This is a genomic window from Nocardia sp. NPDC058633 (assembly GCF_042717045.1).
Classification (GTDB): Bacteria; Actinomycetota; Actinomycetes; order Mycobacteriales; family Mycobacteriaceae; genus Nocardia.
Window position 1 is genome coordinate 309786 of record NZ_JBHXRA010000005.1, and the last position, 16205, is coordinate 325990.

The 16205-nt window shown below is 66.1% G+C and carries 11 protein-coding genes; 4 read left to right on the forward strand and 7 right to left on the reverse strand.

Features of this window, described 5'->3' with window-relative positions:
- Nucleotides 1–59: 59 nt before the first annotated feature.
- Nucleotides 60–620, forward strand: coding sequence for an NADPH-dependent FMN reductase (locus ACFWUR_RS08780; protein WP_378904087.1), 561 nt, complete (start codon nucleotides 60–62; stop codon nucleotides 618–620).
- Nucleotides 621–624: 4 nt separating this feature from the next.
- Here the strand turns inward: ACFWUR_RS08780 and eccE are convergent, their stop codons facing one another.
- Nucleotides 625–2268 carry a type VII secretion protein EccE gene (gene eccE / locus ACFWUR_RS08785; RefSeq protein ID WP_378904089.1) on the reverse strand — a complete coding sequence of 548 codons (1644 nt, stop codon included), beginning with the start codon at nucleotides 2266–2268 and terminating at the stop codon, nucleotides 625–627.
- A 113-nt stretch (nucleotides 2269–2381) separates the two neighbouring features.
- On the opposite strand from eccE, the gene eccB reads away from it, so the two are divergent.
- Nucleotides 2382–3860: a type VII secretion protein EccB gene (gene eccB, locus ACFWUR_RS08790; RefSeq protein WP_378904092.1), complete on the forward strand. Its 1479-nt coding sequence runs from the start codon at nucleotides 2382–2384 to the stop codon at nucleotides 3858–3860.
- Between the two features lie 447 nt (nucleotides 3861–4307).
- Here eccB and ACFWUR_RS08795 read toward each other — a convergent pair whose 3' ends face one another.
- The 3 genes from ACFWUR_RS08795 to eccD form a co-directional block, all read right to left on the reverse strand.
- Complete coding sequence (locus ACFWUR_RS08795; protein WP_378904095.1) at nucleotides 4308–5072, reverse strand: potassium channel family protein; 765 nt, start codon at nucleotides 5070–5072, stop codon at nucleotides 4308–4310.
- 64 nt (nucleotides 5073–5136) lie between these two features.
- Nucleotides 5137–6555, reverse strand: a complete 1419-nt coding sequence (gene mycP, locus ACFWUR_RS08800) for a type VII secretion-associated serine protease mycosin (protein WP_378904098.1) — start codon at nucleotides 6553–6555, stop codon at nucleotides 5137–5139.
- Nucleotides 6552–8018, reverse strand: coding sequence for a type VII secretion integral membrane protein EccD (gene eccD / locus ACFWUR_RS08805; RefSeq protein WP_378904102.1), 1467 nt, complete (start codon nucleotides 8016–8018; stop codon nucleotides 6552–6554). Before eccD ends, mycP begins: the two co-directional genes overlap by 4 nt.
- A 187-nt stretch (nucleotides 8019–8205) precedes the next feature.
- Between eccD and eccCa the strand changes: the two genes are divergently transcribed.
- Both eccCa and ACFWUR_RS08815 read left to right on the forward strand, forming a co-directional pair.
- On the forward strand, nucleotides 8206–12243 hold the full coding sequence (gene eccCa, locus ACFWUR_RS08810) for a type VII secretion protein EccCa (RefSeq protein WP_378904105.1): 4038 nt from the start codon (nucleotides 8206–8208) through the stop codon (nucleotides 12241–12243).
- On the forward strand, nucleotides 12240–13691 hold the full coding sequence (locus tag ACFWUR_RS08815) for a type VII secretion-associated protein (protein ID WP_378904108.1): 1452 nt from the start codon (nucleotides 12240–12242) through the stop codon (nucleotides 13689–13691). The genes eccCa and ACFWUR_RS08815 overlap by 4 nt, the downstream gene beginning before the upstream one ends.
- A gap of 221 nt (nucleotides 13692–13912) precedes the next feature.
- Here the strand turns inward: ACFWUR_RS08815 and ACFWUR_RS08820 are convergent, their stop codons facing one another.
- The 3 genes from ACFWUR_RS08820 to ACFWUR_RS08830 all read right to left on the reverse strand — a co-directional run bounded on the left by ACFWUR_RS08820 (nucleotide 13913) and on the right by ACFWUR_RS08830 (nucleotide 16177).
- Entirely contained in the window at nucleotides 13913–14215 is a 303-nt protein-coding gene (locus ACFWUR_RS08820; RefSeq protein WP_378904111.1) for a WXG100 family type VII secretion target, read from the reverse strand.
- Between the two features lie 39 nt (nucleotides 14216–14254).
- Nucleotides 14255–14578, reverse strand: coding sequence for a WXG100 family type VII secretion target (locus ACFWUR_RS08825; protein ID WP_378904113.1), 324 nt, complete (start codon nucleotides 14576–14578; stop codon nucleotides 14255–14257).
- Between the two features lie 330 nt (nucleotides 14579–14908).
- A complete protein-coding gene (locus tag ACFWUR_RS08830; RefSeq protein ID WP_378904116.1) occupies nucleotides 14909–16177 on the reverse strand; it encodes a hypothetical protein in 1269 nt (422 codons plus the stop codon).
- Nucleotides 16178–16205: the final 28 nt, after the last annotated feature.

The window sequence follows — 16205 nt, forward strand, 5'->3', positions numbered from 1 at the left end:
GCACGAGTCGACCAGCGGCTCCGGTACCGGGGCATTGCGGTGTCGATAAGCTCGGCGGCATGAACGCACCGCTGCGCTTGGAGGTCATCGTCGCCAGCACCCGCCCCGAGCGATTCGCGCCGGTGGTGGCGGGCTGGCTGGTCACCGCACTGGGGGAGCGGCCGGATTTCGAGGTGGGCGTGCTCGATCTGCGCGATCTGGCGTTGCCCGTCGACCTCATCGACACACCGGAGGTCGACGCATTTCGGGCCAGGTTGGCCGCCGCGGACGCCTTCGTCGCCGTTACCTCCGAGTACAACCACGGCTATCCGGCCTCGCTGAAGACCGCGCTCGACAGCGCCAAACACGAATGGCGAGCCAAGCCGATCGGATTCGTGTCCTACGGCGGGCTGTCGGGTGGGTTGCGCGCGGTCGAGCAGTTGCGTCAGGTGGTCGCCGAGCTGCACATGGTGTCGGTGCGCGAATCGGTGAGTTTCGCCCAGGCCAAGCGACGTTTCGATGCGACCGGCATGACCGACGACGCCGCCGCGATCGACGCCTGCGACCGCATGCTGAACCAATTGGTCTGGTGGGGAACGACTTTGCGGGCCGCCCGCACCGTCGAACCCTATCCGGGCTGACCGATCAGGCGCTTGCCATCGCGCGCTGACCGCGCGGCTGACCGATGTAGGTCGACTCCCGGGGGATCGACACCAGCGTGAGGTTCACTCGGGTCGTTCCCGTGCGCAGGACGACGCGGTTGCCGATCGCACCCGGCTGGAAAATCTCCAGGTCGGGGCGGGACGCGGGCCAGCCGTTGGGGTCACCGGTGAGATAGATCGTGGTGACACCGGCGTGCGGGGCGGGTGCGAGTACGCCGTCGACCACCGTCGCGGTGAACGCCGCGTCGGACTGGTGAGTTTCGACGGCGATGGTCAGCCGCTCCGGGTTTCCGACAGTGGTCACCAACTGCTCCCAGGCCTGCGCTCGGTCGGTCCGCACCAGCACGCGCTCGCCGACAGCCAGCGCGCGGAACACCAACTGCTGGGCCAGATACAGCTCGCCGGCCACATACACGGTGGAGATGCCGGCGCCGACGATCCTGGTGGCGACGCCGTTGCCCTCGTCATCGGAGCCGAGCAACTGCCCGCAGCCCGAAGACGGCAGATGCAGCGCGCCGATGACGTCGATCGGGTACTCGATGGTCGGGATCGTGTCGTCGACGCCGGGAACCGCGATCGGCAGGTGTGCCAGCAGCGCGTCGCGGTGACGTCCGCTCATCGACACCATGCCCGTGGACTTGGTCTTCTCGGGCAGCTCGCGCGCGGTCAACCGCCATGCGGCACCGACGCTGACGGACTCGGCATCGCTGCCGGGACGCAACCGCACGGCCACGGTGGTGCCCCGCGACGGCGCGACCCACAGCTGCGCGAGCAGGTCCGAACCCAGTTGCTTGGGATCCACCGCGCTGCCGATGTTCACCGCGTTGCCGATCTCGGCGTACTTCCAGCGCTGGCTCAGCGTGCGCGGATCGAGGCCCGCGGTGATCTGCTGCACGGCCTTGCGGATCTCCGGCGCGGTGAGGATGCGCGCGTTGCAATCGGCGTCTTCGAGCGTGCGCATGATCCGCTGGGTGGCGATGGTGACCGAACGGGAAGCGCCGTCGGTGCCGCCACCGCGACGAGCCGTCGCGTCCGGGCAGGCCACCGCGTCGAAACTGATCGCGAGCCACACCGTGCGGTGCGCGGTCGCGGGCAGCGGACCGAGCAGCGATTCGTAGATCGCGCCCGCGGGCGTGCCCGACCGGCTGCGGTGGCCGTGGCTGATGATGTCGATTCCGCTGAGCAGGATGTCGTGCTGATTGAGGCACGCGGCCAGTTCCGGCAGCGGCAACAGGTGTGAGGCGTGCACGGCCGTGCGGGCGATTCTGGTCAGCCCGCCGCGCGGGGGCAGTACCTCCACGACGGTGACCACGCGACTGCCGTCCCAGTACAGGCCCAGCGAGCGCCCGTCGGTGTCGCGGAAGTCGACGGTGTCGCCGAGTGTGTATTCGCGCTTGCTCGAATAGCGGCGGATGGTCGAGATCCAATCGAGGATCGTGCGCTTGCCGATCGGGATGAGCGGCAACACCGCCACCGCGACGGCGATGCCGAGCGACGGCAGCGGATCGAGCCCGCAGATCAGCGCAACAACCCCCGCGATCAGGCCGAGGACCTGCGCAATGAGTAGGTGCGGCAACGAAATTCGACCGAACAGCGGGCGCGGTCCCGCGCCGGTGAACTCAGCCATTCGTTCCTCCCCCAGGTACCCGATTGTCGATCGGCCGATGGCCGAATGCGAACAACTGCTGCCGGGAACTGTACTGTGTTGCCCGGACGAGAGCACTGTTCGGGGGAGGAACCATGCCTTCAAAACCCACAACGCGCTGGCAGGTCAGCGGATACCGCTTCCTGGTGCGGCGGATGGAGCACGCCCTGGTGCGCCGGGATGTGCGAATGCTGCACGATCCGATGCGCGCGCAGACCCGGGCCTACGTGGTCGGACTGGTGCTCGGACTGGTGGTCCTCGCCGGTTGCGGCATCCTCGCGCTGCTGCGCCCCCAGGACAAGATCGGCGACAGCAAGATTCTGATCGCCAAGGAATCCGGCGGCGTCTATGTGGTCATCGACAATGTGGTGCACCCCGCGTTGAACCTGGCCTCGGCCCGGCTGGCAGCCGGGGAGGCGTCGAAGGCGGCGATCGTCAAGGAATCCGAACTCGGCAAGAAGCCACGCGGACAGCTGATCGGCATCCCGGGCGCCCCGTCGTCGATCCTCTACGACAAGGGTGGCGAAGGCCGCCCTTGGTCGGTGTGCGATCAACTCAAAGCCGATGGTTCGGCCGACCTGACCACCTCGGTGGTGGCCGGACCGCTGGACCTGGGCACCAAGGCTGCCCCGCTCGATAGCGGCCGCGCGCTGCTGGTGAAGGGCAAAGATGCCACCTATCTGGTCTATGACGGCAAGCGTGCCCGCGTCAACATGACCGATCGGCCGGTGGTGGTGGCCCTCGGTATCGTCGACGCCACCCCGCGGGTGATCAGTGAAGGGCTGCTGAATGCCATTCCGGAGGTGTTGCCGATCATCTCGCCCACCATCACCAACGCCGGGGGAACGCCGTCGTACTCGGTGAGCGGGCACAAAATCGGTGACGTGGTGCAGGTATTCAACGAACCGAACCGCAACTACGTCGTTCTGCACGCCGGGTTGCAAGAGATTTCACCGCTGACCGCCCAGATCATTCGCTACAGCTACAACTCCACGATGTCGGGCACCACCATCCAGTCCACCGAGGGCGCCAACGCCAACCGGTCATCCGAGCTCAAAACCGGCGCCTACCCCCAGGACGTCCCGAAATTGGTTGCGGCCCAGGACGCCCCGGTCTCGTGCATCACCTGGGCCCCGATCGCGGGCGCGACCACCAACGCAGACGGCACCGCCCGCGCGACCCTGGCCCTGTCGACCGGTGTCGCTCTGCCGACCCCGGACAAAGCCAAACTCGTGGCCCTGGCCCAGGCCGATGGTGCAGGCCCGCAACTCGATTCGGTCTACATTCCGCCCGGCGTCGGCGCCTACGTGCAATCGACCGGGATCGAACCCGATAGCCGCCGAAAAGACAGCCTGTTCTACATCGCCGACACCGGCGTGCGGTTCGGTATCAAGGACGCCGACGCCGTGAAGGCGCTAGGCCTCGAGGAAGTGACCGCCGAGCCCGCACCCTGGCCGATCGTGGGTTTGTTGGCCGGTGGGCCGAGCCTGGGCCGTGCGGACGCCATGGTCGCCCACGACGGTGTAGCCCCGGACCCGTCCCCGGCGCCGCAACCGGTGGCCTCGATAAATTAGTTCCGAATCAAGGGAACCGAAACGTGCCCGCTCGCGTCAAACCAGCAACTCCAACGCCAGGGAAGATGTGCGGGTGTATGCCTGCTCATTCCCCCTGAGAGCGAGTGCCAGAGCTGGCGGGCCAACCAGTCCCGCCCGACCGCGGCCAACTGCGAATACAACCCCGCGAGCAATCACCTTCCCTTCTGGAACAATCCGGCGGGGTACATCGCGGCAACGTCCTACTGATCTGCTGGCAGTTCGGGCCCGCACCACCTCGGTGCGGGCCCGAACTATTCAGTCCACCGGCATCGAACCGAACAGTCGCCGCAAGGACAGCCTGTTCTACATCGCCGATCATCGGACTGCTCGCGGGTGGGCCAGGATAAGTCGGGAAGAGGCGATGGTCGCGCACTACGGTGTCGCACCGGATCCGTCACCCGCCGAAAAGCTTGTCGCCGAGGTGAATTAATCAGGCGGGGGCGTCGGTCGGCCGGAATCGGAGCGGAGTTCGGCGACCTCGGTCCGTAGGGCTTTGACCTCGTCCACCAGTTCGCGCAGCATGTTTTCGGCGCGGTCCGAGGCGTCGTCGACAGTCTTGAGCTGTTCGACGACCCAGCTGGTCATGGTCCCGATGGCGAACGAGATCAGGCCGATGCCCAAGGTCATCAGGATCAGCGAGACGAAGCGGCCCTCGGTGGTCACCGGGTAGACATCGCCGAAGCCGACCGTGGTCACCGTGACCATGGACCACCACAGCGCGTCGCCGAAGGACTCGATCTTGCTCTCGGGTGCGCCGTATTCGGCGTCGAAGAAGGCCAGGCTCGTCAGCAGCATGATGAGCACGGAACTGGTGGCGACGAAGGTCACCAGGCGGGTGCGTGGGTGCGTCGCGCGGTTGAGGGCATCGAGCAGGAGCAGGGACGCGCGCAGCAGGCGCAGCGGACGAAACGGTGGCACCAGCACGACCAGCAGGTCGAGTGGATGCTTGCGGACGAAGCGCATCCGGTCGGTCGACAGCCGCCATCGCGCCGTGAAATCGACAGCGAACACCACCCAGATCGCCACATCGGCCCACAGCAGGGCGGCATCCAGCCGTGGCGACGCGTCGGTGTCGAGCACCCGCCATGCGTACATGATGACGAACACCACCGCGAGCAGCATCAACGGCAGGTTGGTCGCGCGCTCCCACTGTTGCCTGCGGGTGAGTGGGCGTTCAATTGACGAATTCATACAGCTACCTGGGTCGACGGGTGTTCAGACCACAGGACCGTACCCTGCTCTTCGGTGGAGCCGGTCAGAGATCGTCGACCGACATCCCGAACTTGCGGCGGATCGGGAACGACGCGAGGACTCCGAGTACCAGGATCAGGCCGATGGCGCCGGACCCGATCAGGGCCACATTGCGGGCGGTGTTGTCCGCGGGCGGTGGCGGTGCGGGTACCGCGAGCTGCTGGCTGCGCGCCGGGCTGGCCTGCTTCGGCGGAAGCTCCTTTGGCACTTCGTTCGTCAGCGCGGCGACAGGGTCCACCGCGCCGTAACCGATGTACGGATTCCAGCCCTCGGCCGGTGCGTGGGCGGTGGCCTGCAGACGCTCGATGACCTGTTTGGCGGTCAGATCGGGGAACCTGTCGCGCACCAGCGCGGCGACACCGGCGACATAGGGTGAGGCGAAACTCGTTCCGCTGTAAGCCATGTACTTGCCCTGGTTGTCGTACTTACCGTCGGAGATGCCAGTGGTCCTGGCATCGAGCGAGGTAATGCCTTCTCCTGGTGCGGCAATGCCGACCCACGGGCCGGCGACAGTGAACGACGACGGTGCGCCGTTGGCGCTGATCGAGCCGACCGAGAGCACGTACTCGTCGTACCAGGCCGGGTTCACATAAGTGCGGATGGTGCTCCACAGATCTTGCGCGGGTTTGAGGGGGTCGGGCGCGGGATTGCCTGACTTGCAATCGCCGTCGGAGTTACCGGCAGAGCTGATGATCACCGCGTTCTTCTCGACTGCCGCGTATTGCAACGCGGCTCCGAGCGCACGGAAAGCAGGCTCGTTCGCCGGCGAACTGGTCGGGCAGGAAACCAGTGAAATATTGATCACGCCGGCGCCGAAGTCGGCCGCGCGTCGAACTGCACTGGCGAGCGAGGAGACCTTTCCGTATCCGTCCGGGAAATCATCGGGCGACTTGTTCCGTCCGGCACCTTCGGCCTGGTAGAGCGTGCTGTTCTGGCGAATACTGAGGATGCGGGCCTCGGGTGCGACTCCGGAGAAACCTTGACCTTCGACCTGGGTCGCGGCGATGATCCCCGCCACCACGGTGCCGTGAACATCGCAGTCCTCTGTGCCGTTGCCGCCGGCCGCTACGTAGTCCCCGCCCGCCCACAGATCGGGCAGGCGGGGATGCGGTTCCACGCCGGTGTCGATCACCGCGACGAGTTGTCCTGCGCCACGGGAGAATTGCCATGCCCGCTCCAGATCGAGTGAACGTTGGCTCGGCGGGATCACCGCCAACGCGTTGCTCGCCTGGGTGCGAAAGCACGCTCCGTTGGCACCACTGCCTTTTTCGGTCTTGTCCGGCGGCGCGGCGGGGTCACCGGCGGGCAGCATGCCGGGATCGATCGCAGGTGGCCGGTCCGCGTGGGCGGTGCCGGACAGACCGAATCCGGCGTTCAGACCGACGACAAGAGCGACGGCCGTCAGTCGAAAGCCGAGCCTCACAGCCCGCGAACCAGCGAGTAGAGATCGGCGACCCAGAACACCAGCGGCAGCACCGCGGCGACGAACGCGTACTCGAGCAACTCGGCGGCCCGGCGCATCGGCGGTGTCGCGGATTGGTTCGGCACGATCAGGCCCATCACGAGCGCCGAGATCAGAATCACCAGCGCGGCACCGAAAACCACCAGGGGCTGGCGCATTTCGAGCGCGACGCCGACCAGCATGATCAGCACGATCGACGAGCCACCCGCGATCAACACGATGGCCTGCTCGGCGCCCGCGTAGGTGCGGCTGCGGAACATCAGCACTACCGCGCACACCAGCGCCAGCGAGATGCCGGGCCAATAAGGATCCTCGGCGCCTGCGTTGGTCGCCAGCAGCGCGCCGACCACGGTGACCAGCGTGGTCGCGCTGACCAGACCGGCCAGATAGTTACGGGCGCGCTCCGACCGCGCGCGCAGGGCGTCGAGGGTGGGCAGGGCGCGGTGATCGTCCGGGTCGTCCTCGGTCGGATCGATCGGGGTGCCGGGGGAGGGGACCGGCGGCAACGGCAGCTTGGCCAGCAGCATCGAAACACGGGGCGACAGTGACAATCCGACCAGGCCGAGCGCCGCGACGCCCGCGCCGATCGCCTTGACCGGCTGGTCGGTGAGCAATCCGACCAGCGCGGCGGGCACGGCGAACACCGAAACGGTCGCCGTGCCGATGAACAGCGCGAGGCCGATGCCGGTGACCCGCCAAGCGAGCACCGCGATGGAGCCGAGCAGCGCGAATCCGAGCAGCAGATGCGCCGCGCCGTAATGATCGGGTACCAGCAGCATGCCGCTGGTGAGCGCGGTCGGCAGCGCGCAGCCGCCGAGTACCAGTGCGGCCGAGGTGTCGTGGTACATGCGGCTCAGCACCGTGCCCGCCACGACGCAGAGGATCGCGACGAACAGCGCCAGCGACCCGGATACCCAGAACGGCAACGCATCCGGCGCCGCCAGCAGGCCGAAGCACCCGACAAGCATGGTGATCGCGGCGAGCACCGAACCGGTGATGCGCGCCGTCTTCGGCGTCCAGCTGCGGTAGTGCTCGGCGTCGGCGACCGCGACGTTGTACATGATGTCGTCGAACAGTGGTGTCGGCGCAGCGTGCGAGGCGCTCTCCAGCATGAGCAGTTCGCCGTCGCGCACGCCTTGTTCACCGAGGCTCAGCGAATTCGAGAACGGCGGGTGGCCGATGCGCGCGAGCACCCATTCGGCGGGCTCGTAGCGTTCGCCGTCGTTGTCGAAATCATTCGAGCGGCTGTGCTGCGCGACCATGTCGACCACGCTGGGGATGACGAGGGCGACCGGCACATCGACCGGAATAGCCATGTCTACCTGCGTGTGCTTGGCCAGGATGGTTACTCGGGCAAGGTCCGGCGCGCGTACGATGCCGCGCGCGGAGTCCTCTTCCACATGATCGAGTCGCGCGTGCGTCAAAACTCCCCCAGTTCCGTCTCTACCTCGTGTTTCCGCTCGACCGCTCTTAACGGTCGACAGTTTGCGGAACCCACCGTTCGGACAGCAGAATGCCTGACGAACCATACGACATGTCGGCCGCGACCTCTACACTGAGCCCGTCGCGACGATAGATGAGCGAGTAGTCAAGCAGGGGGAGTCTTCGACCATGAGCACCGTCAGGTTCCAGCGCCGTGCCCGGCGCGAGATGCCGCGTACACCGGGCGGCGAGGTCACGTTGCAGCCGCCGCCGGAGATCCCGCGGATCACCCCGGGCAGCCTGCTGATGAAGCTGATGCCCGTCGTGATGGTGGTCGGCATGGTCGGCATGATGGCGCTGATGTTCACCCAGGGCAGCGGGATGCTGTCCAACCCGATGTCGATGATGTTCCCGATGATGATGATCATGTCGATGGTCACCATGTTCGGGCAGGGTGGCGGCAAAGGCGCGAAGGCCGCGGAGGCCAACGAGGACCGCAAGGATTACCTGCGCTACCTCGATCAGGTCCGAAAAGACGTCGACGAGACCGCTGCTCAGCAACGCGCCGCCGTCGAATGGAGTCACCCCGAGCCCGGCTTGATCTGGATGCTCGCGGGCACCAGCCGGATGTGGGAGCGCCGCTCCGGCGACAAGGATTTCTGCCACGCGCGCATCGGCCTCGGCGGACAGCGCCTGGCGACCCGGCTGGTTGCCCCCGAAACCGGACCGGTCGAGGAGCTCGAGCCCATCGCCGCGGTGTCGCTGCGTCGCTTCGTGCGCGCGCATTCCACGGTTCCCGACCTGCCCACCGCCATCGCGGTGAAGGGCTTCGGCACCGTCGCCCTCGACGGCGACCGTGCTCAGGCGCGGGACATGACCCGCGCGATGTTGTTGCAGCTGTGCATGTTCCAGGCGCCCGACCAGGTGCTCGTCGCCGTGGTCTGTGGCCCCGACACCGCCCGCGAGTGGGAGTGGACCAAGTGGCTTCCCCACACCCAGCACCCCGAGGTGCAGGACGGCGTCGGCACCCAGCGCATGTTCTACGGCTCCATCCGCGAGGCGATGAGCGGCCTGCATCCGCTGCTCGGCAACCGGGTGCGCTACTCGCGTAACCAGCCGAACAACCCGAACATGGTGCACGTGGTGATCGTCGTCGACGGCGGTCTGCTCGAGGCCGAGGACGATCAGCTGCGCGAGTCCGGGTACGAGGGCGTCACCATCATCGACCTGTGCAATTACGCACCGCGCCTTGCTGTTTCGCGCGGCATCAAGATGGTCGTCGAAGACGGCGAGTGCCTCGGGCGCGGCGCCACCGGCAACCAGGAACGCTTCGCCACCATCGACCGGGTCAGCGCCGAGCAGGCTCAGCAGCTCGCCCGCAGGCTCGCGCCCTACCGCGCGGCGACCCAGCGCAGCAGCGATGTCGAGACCGACGAGACCGAGACGATCTCCACCTGGTCGCAGCTGATGAGCCTGGGCGACATCGGCAACTTCAACCCGGCCAGCGCCTGGCGGCCCCGCTACGGCCGCGAACGTCTGCGCGTGCCGTTCGGCATCGGCGCCGACGGTGCCCCGGTGGAACTCGACATCAAGGAAGCCGCCGAGAACGGCATGGGTCCGCACGGCCTGTGTATCGGCGCGACCGGTTCCGGTAAGTCGGAGTTCCTGCGCACCCTGGTGCTCAGCCTGCTCGCCACCCACTCGCCCGACCAGCTCAACCTGGTCCTGGTCGACTTCAAGGGTGGCGCGACGTTCCTCGGTCTCGACGGCGTCCCGCACGTGGCCGCGGTCATCACCAACCTCGAGGACGAAGCCGACCTCGTCGACCGCATGAAGGACGCGCTGGCAGGCGAGATGAACCGCCGCCAGGAAGTCCTGCGCCAGGCGGGCAACTTCGCCAACGTCTCCGAATACGAGAAGGCCCGTGCGGCAGGCGCCGACCTGGACCCGCTGCCCGCGCTGTTCGTCGTGCTCGACGAGTTCTCCGAACTGCTCACCCAGCACCCCGACTTCGCGGAACTGTTCGTGATGATCGGTCGCCTCGGCCGCTCACTGCAGGTCCACCTCCTGCTCGCCTCGCAGCGTCTCGAGGAAGGCAAGCTCAAGGGCCTGGAATCGCATCTGTCCTACCGCATCGGTCTGAAGACCTTCTCCGCCAACGAGTCCCGTCAGGTCCTGGGCGTCCCCGACGCCTACAACCTGCCCAGCACCCCCGGTGGCGGTTACCTGAAATCCGACTCCGGTGAGATCCAGCGCTTCCAGGCCTCGTACGTGTCGGGTCCGTATGTCGGTGGCGGTTCGGCCCGCGAGGTCACCAGCGCGGGCATCGTCGGCGGCGAAATCGACGTCAACGCCCGCCCTTTCAACGCGACCCACGTCGGCTTCCGCACCGCCGATCGGGTCCCGCTGCCGGTGGAGGCCGAGTTCGAGCCGGAGCCGGTCGGCGATGAGAACGAGCAGATGTCGAACCTGAACATGCTGGTCTCGCGCATCGCGGGCCACGGCCGCCCTGCCCACGAGATCTGGCTGCCGCCGCTCGAGGAGGCGCCGACCATGGATCAGCTCGTGCCGCGCTCGATCCTCACCGGCGAGTACTCCGCGATCGCCACCCTGCGGGCGCCCATGGGCATCGTCGACCGTCCCTACGACCAGCGCCGCGACCCGTTCGTCGTCGACCTGTCGGGGTCGCGAGGCAACGTCGCGATCGTCGGTGGTCCGCAGTCGGGTAAGTCGACCGCGCTGCGCTCGATGATCATGGCGATGGCCCTCACCCACACCGCCGAGCAGGTGCAGTTCTACTGCCTCGACTTCGGTGGCGGCACGATGACCAGCCTGCTCGGCCTGCCGCACGTCGGTTCGGTGGCCAGCCGTCTCGACGAGGACCAGGTGCGGCGCACCGTCGCCGAGATGACCACGATCGTGCGCACCCGGGAAGCCAAGTTCCGCCAGCTGGGTATCGAGTCGATGGTCGAGTTCCGTCGACTGCGCTCGATGGACCCCGCGTCCAGCCCCGCCGCCGCGGGCGCACACGAGGATCCGTTCGGCGATGTGTTCCTGGTGGTCGACGGCTACGGCTCGATCCGCCAGGACTTCGACGCGCTCGAGCAGGTCATCATGAACCTTGCCGTGCAGGGTCTTTCGTACGGTGTGCACGTGGTGATCGCGCTCGCCCGCTGGGCGGAAGCCCGCCCCGCGCTCAAGGACCAGATCGGTACCCGCATCGAGCTGCGCCTCGGCGATCCGATGGATTCCGACCTCGGCCGCAAGTTCGCGTCGCTGGTTCCGCAGGGTCGCCCCGGTCGCGGTATGACCGCAGAGTGCCTGCACATGCTCACCGCGCTGCCGCGGATCGACGGCTCTTCCGATCCGTCGAACCTGGGTCAGGCAGTGTCGACCGCGGTCGAGACGATCGCGCGGATGACCCCGGGGCGTCCCGCCCCGCAGGTTCGCATGCTGCCCGACCAGCTGCCCCGCGAACAGCTGCTGTACCTGGCGGGCAACTGGCCCTCACGCGTCGATCCGTCGACGAAGTGCATGCGCATCCCGATCGGAATCAACGAGGCCGAGCTCGCACCGGTCTACATCGACTTCGCCGAGAGCCCGCACTTCATCATCATCGGCGATTCCGAGTCCGGTAAGACCACCCTGCTGCGCTCGATCATCGAGGGCATCGCCGCCTCGAACACCCCGAACGAGGCGCGCTTCATCGTCGGTGACTACCGCCGCTCGATGCTGGGCATCATCCCCGAGGGTTACCAGGCCGGATACGGTTCCACCGCACCGCAATTCACCCAGAACATGGCCGACCTCGCGGCCTATGTGGCCAAGCGGACCCCCGGTCCCGAAGTGACGCCACAGCAGTTGCGTGAGCGTTCGTGGTGGACCGGCCCCGAGCTGTACGTGCTCGTCGACGACTACGACCTGGTCGCCACCTCGTCGGGTAACCCGGTCTCCGCGCTCGTCGAGCATCTGCCGCACGCCCGAGATCTCGGCTTCCACCTGATCATCGCCCGTCGCTCCGGTGGCGCCAGCCGCGCCATGTACGAAGCGACGCTGGCGCGGATGAAGGACCTCGGTTCAGCCGCACTGATCATGAGCTGCAGCAAGGACGAGGGCGTCATGGTCGGCACCACCCGTCCCGGCCCCAAGCCGGTCGGCCGTGGCACCTACGTCACCCGCAATACCGAGGGCCTGGTCCAGACCGCCTGGATGCCGCAACCGGAATGACCGTCGTCGAACTCGTTGTCAGCGAAGCCAAGGTGTGGGCGCGTGGCGCCGCCACCCACTGGGATGTCGCGCCGTCGGTGGTGTTGGGCAGCAACGGTTCCGATCTCGTCGTCGGTGAGGCGCTGACCCCGCCCAGCCAGGCGGTATCGGCGGTGCAGTACTTGGCCGGCGGTGTGATCGCGCTGCCGCCTCGGATGCCGACGGTGGGCCAAGCCCTGTCCGCGGTACTCGGGGCGATCATCGACACCCTGCGCGTGACGCCGTTGTGTGAGCGGATCGTCGTCGTGCACCCCACGTCGTGGGGACAGCCCGAGCTCGATGTGTTCGGCACCGCGGCACAGCAATTCACCCACGAGGTCGTGTTCGAGACCTGCGCACTGCGGGCGTCGGCGGTCGACATCACCGCCAGCCGTAGCCGCCGCACCGCGATCATCGAGTTCGGCATGCTGTCGACCTCGGCCTCGTCGGTCGTCTACGACACGAACGGCACCCATGTCGAGGCGGTCGAGTTCGAGCCCAACCTCGCCGCCTCCGAACTCTCCGGGGAAGAGGGTTTCGGCCATCTCGCGGCACTCCTCGGCCGCCTGCTCGCCGATCGCCCCGCCGATGTCGTGCAGGTGTTCGGCACCACCGATCCCGCGGTACTGGCCGCGATCACGGCGGTTGTCGAAAGTGTTTGTGGTGCAGGCGTGCCCGTGAGCACCCTGACCGGAACAGACCTCGCGCGCCCCACCCAGAAGGCCCCCGCCTACACACCGACCATCCCGCCCGCGGCCGAGTGGATGCAGCCGCTGCGCGAACGCGCCGCCGCCACCAACCCGGTCGACCGCCGCCCCCTCTACATCGGCGCCGCGGCCCTCACCGCCGTCGTCGCCGCGGCAGCGATCGGCGGCTTCTTCCTCTTCGGCTCCGGCGACCAGGAAGCCACCGCCGCCGTCGCGACCACCGCCGCCGTCGCGACCACCACCGCGCCGACCACCACGTCCACCTCGGCCCCGGCGCCCACGTCGTCGAAACCGAAGCCCCGACCCACCTCCGCGACAGTCGGCCGAGTCGCTCTGGAGATTCCCGCAGGCTGGCACAGCACCACCGCCACCGAAAGCCGCACCGACCTCGTCCCCGACAACGCCGCCCGCCAGCGCATCACCATCACCCAGAAACCGGTCACTCCCGGTGCAGGCTACGACGAGGTCGCCGCCGATCTCACCGCCCAAATCGCGACAAAGCCGGCAGGCACAGTCACCCCCGTCCGCCAAGACGTAGTCTTCGCAGGCCGCCCCGGCCTCGCCTACGAGGAACGCCCCGCCGACGGATCAACGGTCCGCTGGCATGTCCTCGTCGAACGCGGAGTCCAGGTCAGCATCGGCTGTCAGTACGCCGAAAATGGTTGGGACGGTGTGGTTTCCGCTTGTGAGCAGGTGGTGGGAGCGGTTCACGTCGGGTCGTGAATCACGCCGCCCTGGCGAGTGACGCACTCGTCTGCGGCTCGTCAGGCCCTGGCGGTGACGTCTGGGCCAGACTCTCCCCGCCGGTTGAAGCGGTCAGCGTCTGACCAGTCCAGCTGCGAAAGCTGGCGCGAGGTCGATGTTGCTGGTCAATGCCCTCGACTGTCCTGAAACCAGTCAGGCCCCGGCGACGAGCCGGGGCCTGACTGGTTGCGGTACTGGGATCAGAACAGACCCGCGAGAGCGGTATCGGTGCCCTGCAGATCCGAGTTTCCCTTGGCGACAAGCGTACCGGCGCCTTCAAGGGTGGTGTTCAGCTGCTGGACGTGGGTGTTCCACTGGGTCTGCAGCTCGGTGAACGAGTCGTTCGCGTCACCCTTCCAGTTGTTGGTCACGAAGTCGGTGACCGTCTTGTGGAAGTCTTCCAGCATGGACATGACGTTGCGCGCTTCGGCAACGATCGCCTGTGCACCGGCCTCGACTTCGCCGAAATTCGCGGAAATCCGAGTGGGGTCGTTGGCAACCATCTGAGCTCCTTGTCTAAGAGTTTTTGTGTTGAGAGTGGGTCAGAGAGCGGGCAGGTCGAGGCTGGAGACCTGAGCCTTCACCTGCTGGGCGAAGTCGGTGTCCTGCTCCTCGTACTGGGAACCGGCCTTGACCAGCTTCTCAGAGGTCTCGAGCAGCTTGTCGTTGAGCTTGTCGGCCTGGAAGTAGTAGCGCTCCATGAAGGAGTCGAACGCGGTACGCGCCCCACCACTCCATGTGGCGGTGGTCTGGTCTTCCTTGGTCTTGAGGGCCTTGATCGCGGACATCAGGTCGAGATGCCTCTGCTTGATGTCCTTCGCGAAGTCACCGATTTTCTCGTTGCTTGCGTCAAGCTGTCCTGCCATTGTGGCTTCCTTTCGGGTTCGATCCTGGCTGCTCGTCTGGGATCGTTTTCCCAGTTCATATACTTGGACGTCGGCCGACTGCTTTCGGTTCCATCCAATCGCCAGAAAGTTCAGATTTTTGCTGACCGAGATCTCGCGAACCTCTGCGGTGCGGCGTTCAACCTGGTCAACCATCGATTCTGGTCGGTGCATGCCGACGCAGACGATCTCGAGAGTCAGCCCCTGGTCCCCCTCCTCCCACTGTGCTGACCGATCGACGGCGAGTGAGCTGGCTCCCGCACATACCCTACCGAACCGACCGGGCGTGCGCGATCCCCTTCCACCAGCGGGCTACTGGCTGTTGGCAAGCACAGCGTACTGAGCCGCTGCGCGCTGCTGCGCATCCTGCGGTTGTGTGCTCCACACGGTGCCGACGTAATTGCGATACCGCACAACACACGTGAAATGCTTCGCTGACGACCAAGGCATGAGCTCTTCCGCACACTTCGCATCAGGGACGCCGACCGGGTTCATAGCCGCATCCGGTTTGGCAACCAAACTGGACCACAGCGTTTTTGCGGAGTCTTCGTCGCGGCTCCGGAACAGAATTGCGCCATCCAGCAGTTTCGAGGAACCGGTTCCAAAACTCTGTGCGATCCCGTTGGAGTAGCTGTAGGTCTGTGAGGAGTATGCCTGACCCATCGTGACATACTCGACGTTTCCGGCCGAGTACAGCTTCTTGGACGATTCGCGGTCAGTTTCGAAGTGCAAGAACCCATGAGGTCTGTTCGTGGCCATGTCGCCGACGCCCGGTACCGCAGTTTTGGACGGGTCCAATACTCGCCGCTTCATATCTTCTGGATCATGCTCGGCACGTAATACTTCTTCAGGTGACAGCGGTCGGAGTTCATCCAGCATTGGCAACTGTACCGTGTAGGTCTTTTCGACCATCGACGTCAGCATCGACAGATCAGCACTTGCTGTCGAAACGAAAACGCTTACGGTGTAGTTTCCGTGAGCGATAGTCGACCCGATGGTCGGTGTCCCAGGACGCCAATGTGCGTAGGCAGTCGGAAATTTTGAGATCGGCACCGTCCTGTTTTCTTCCGGATTTACGTTGAAATCCGATTCCTCGAACTCGCGTGAGGCCGTGCTCGCCGCATCAGCGCTTGGAAACTGCAAGACGGTCACAGTAACGAGTGTCGATGTCGCTGGAACCTTATTGTGTGGAACGGGTTCGGTATCGCTGCTTCCTGATACGAATCCGAACTGCATCTTGTTGCGCTTGGCAACGTCTTTGCTTTGCTCGGCCATGGAACTGGCAACATCGTCCGGTTGGTCAACGGCGTGGATTCCGGTGCCGTAGCGGAGCTTTGAATCAATATCGCTGCCTAGGACGACATGATCTGCGAGCCGGGTGATGGCCAAACTGGTTCCACTGCGGACGGAGTGTGTGTACGAATAGTACGAGTCCATCGGCTGGGTCGGGTACTTTCCTGCCTCGAGCTTTCGCACGTCGATTTCGCCGGCACCCGGGCTCCCTGCCACCGTCTGCCCGCATGCGCTGACCGCAAGGACGGTCAGGGCAATCGCCGTTTTTCTCATACCTGGAATTTTCATCGCGGTGTCTCCAAGTTCTCTTCTGGTC

Coding starts and splice junctions, on each gene's coding strand:
- ACFWUR_RS08780 (WP_378904087.1), top strand. CDS start 60: ATGAACGCACCGCTGCGCTTGGAGGTCATCGTCGCCAGCACCCGCCCC.
- eccE (WP_378904089.1), bottom strand. CDS start 2,268: ATGGCTGAGTTCACCGGCGCGGGACCGCGCCCGCTGTTCGGTCGAATT.
- eccB (WP_378904092.1), top strand. CDS start 2,382: ATGCCTTCAAAACCCACAACGCGCTGGCAGGTCAGCGGATACCGCTTC.
- ACFWUR_RS08795 (WP_378904095.1), bottom strand. CDS start 5,072: ATGAATTCGTCAATTGAACGCCCACTCACCCGCAGGCAACAGTGGGAG.
- eccCa (WP_378904105.1), top strand. CDS start 8,206: ATGAGCACCGTCAGGTTCCAGCGCCGTGCCCGGCGCGAGATGCCGCGT.
- ACFWUR_RS08815 (WP_378904108.1), top strand. CDS start 12,240: ATGACCGTCGTCGAACTCGTTGTCAGCGAAGCCAAGGTGTGGGCGCGT.
- ACFWUR_RS08820 (WP_378904111.1), bottom strand. CDS start 14,215: ATGGTTGCCAACGACCCCACTCGGATTTCCGCGAATTTCGGCGAAGTC.
- ACFWUR_RS08825 (WP_378904113.1), bottom strand. CDS start 14,578: ATGGCAGGACAGCTTGACGCAAGCAACGAGAAAATCGGTGACTTCGCG.
- ACFWUR_RS08830 (WP_378904116.1), bottom strand. CDS start 16,177: ATGAAAATTCCAGGTATGAGAAAAACGGCGATTGCCCTGACCGTCCTT.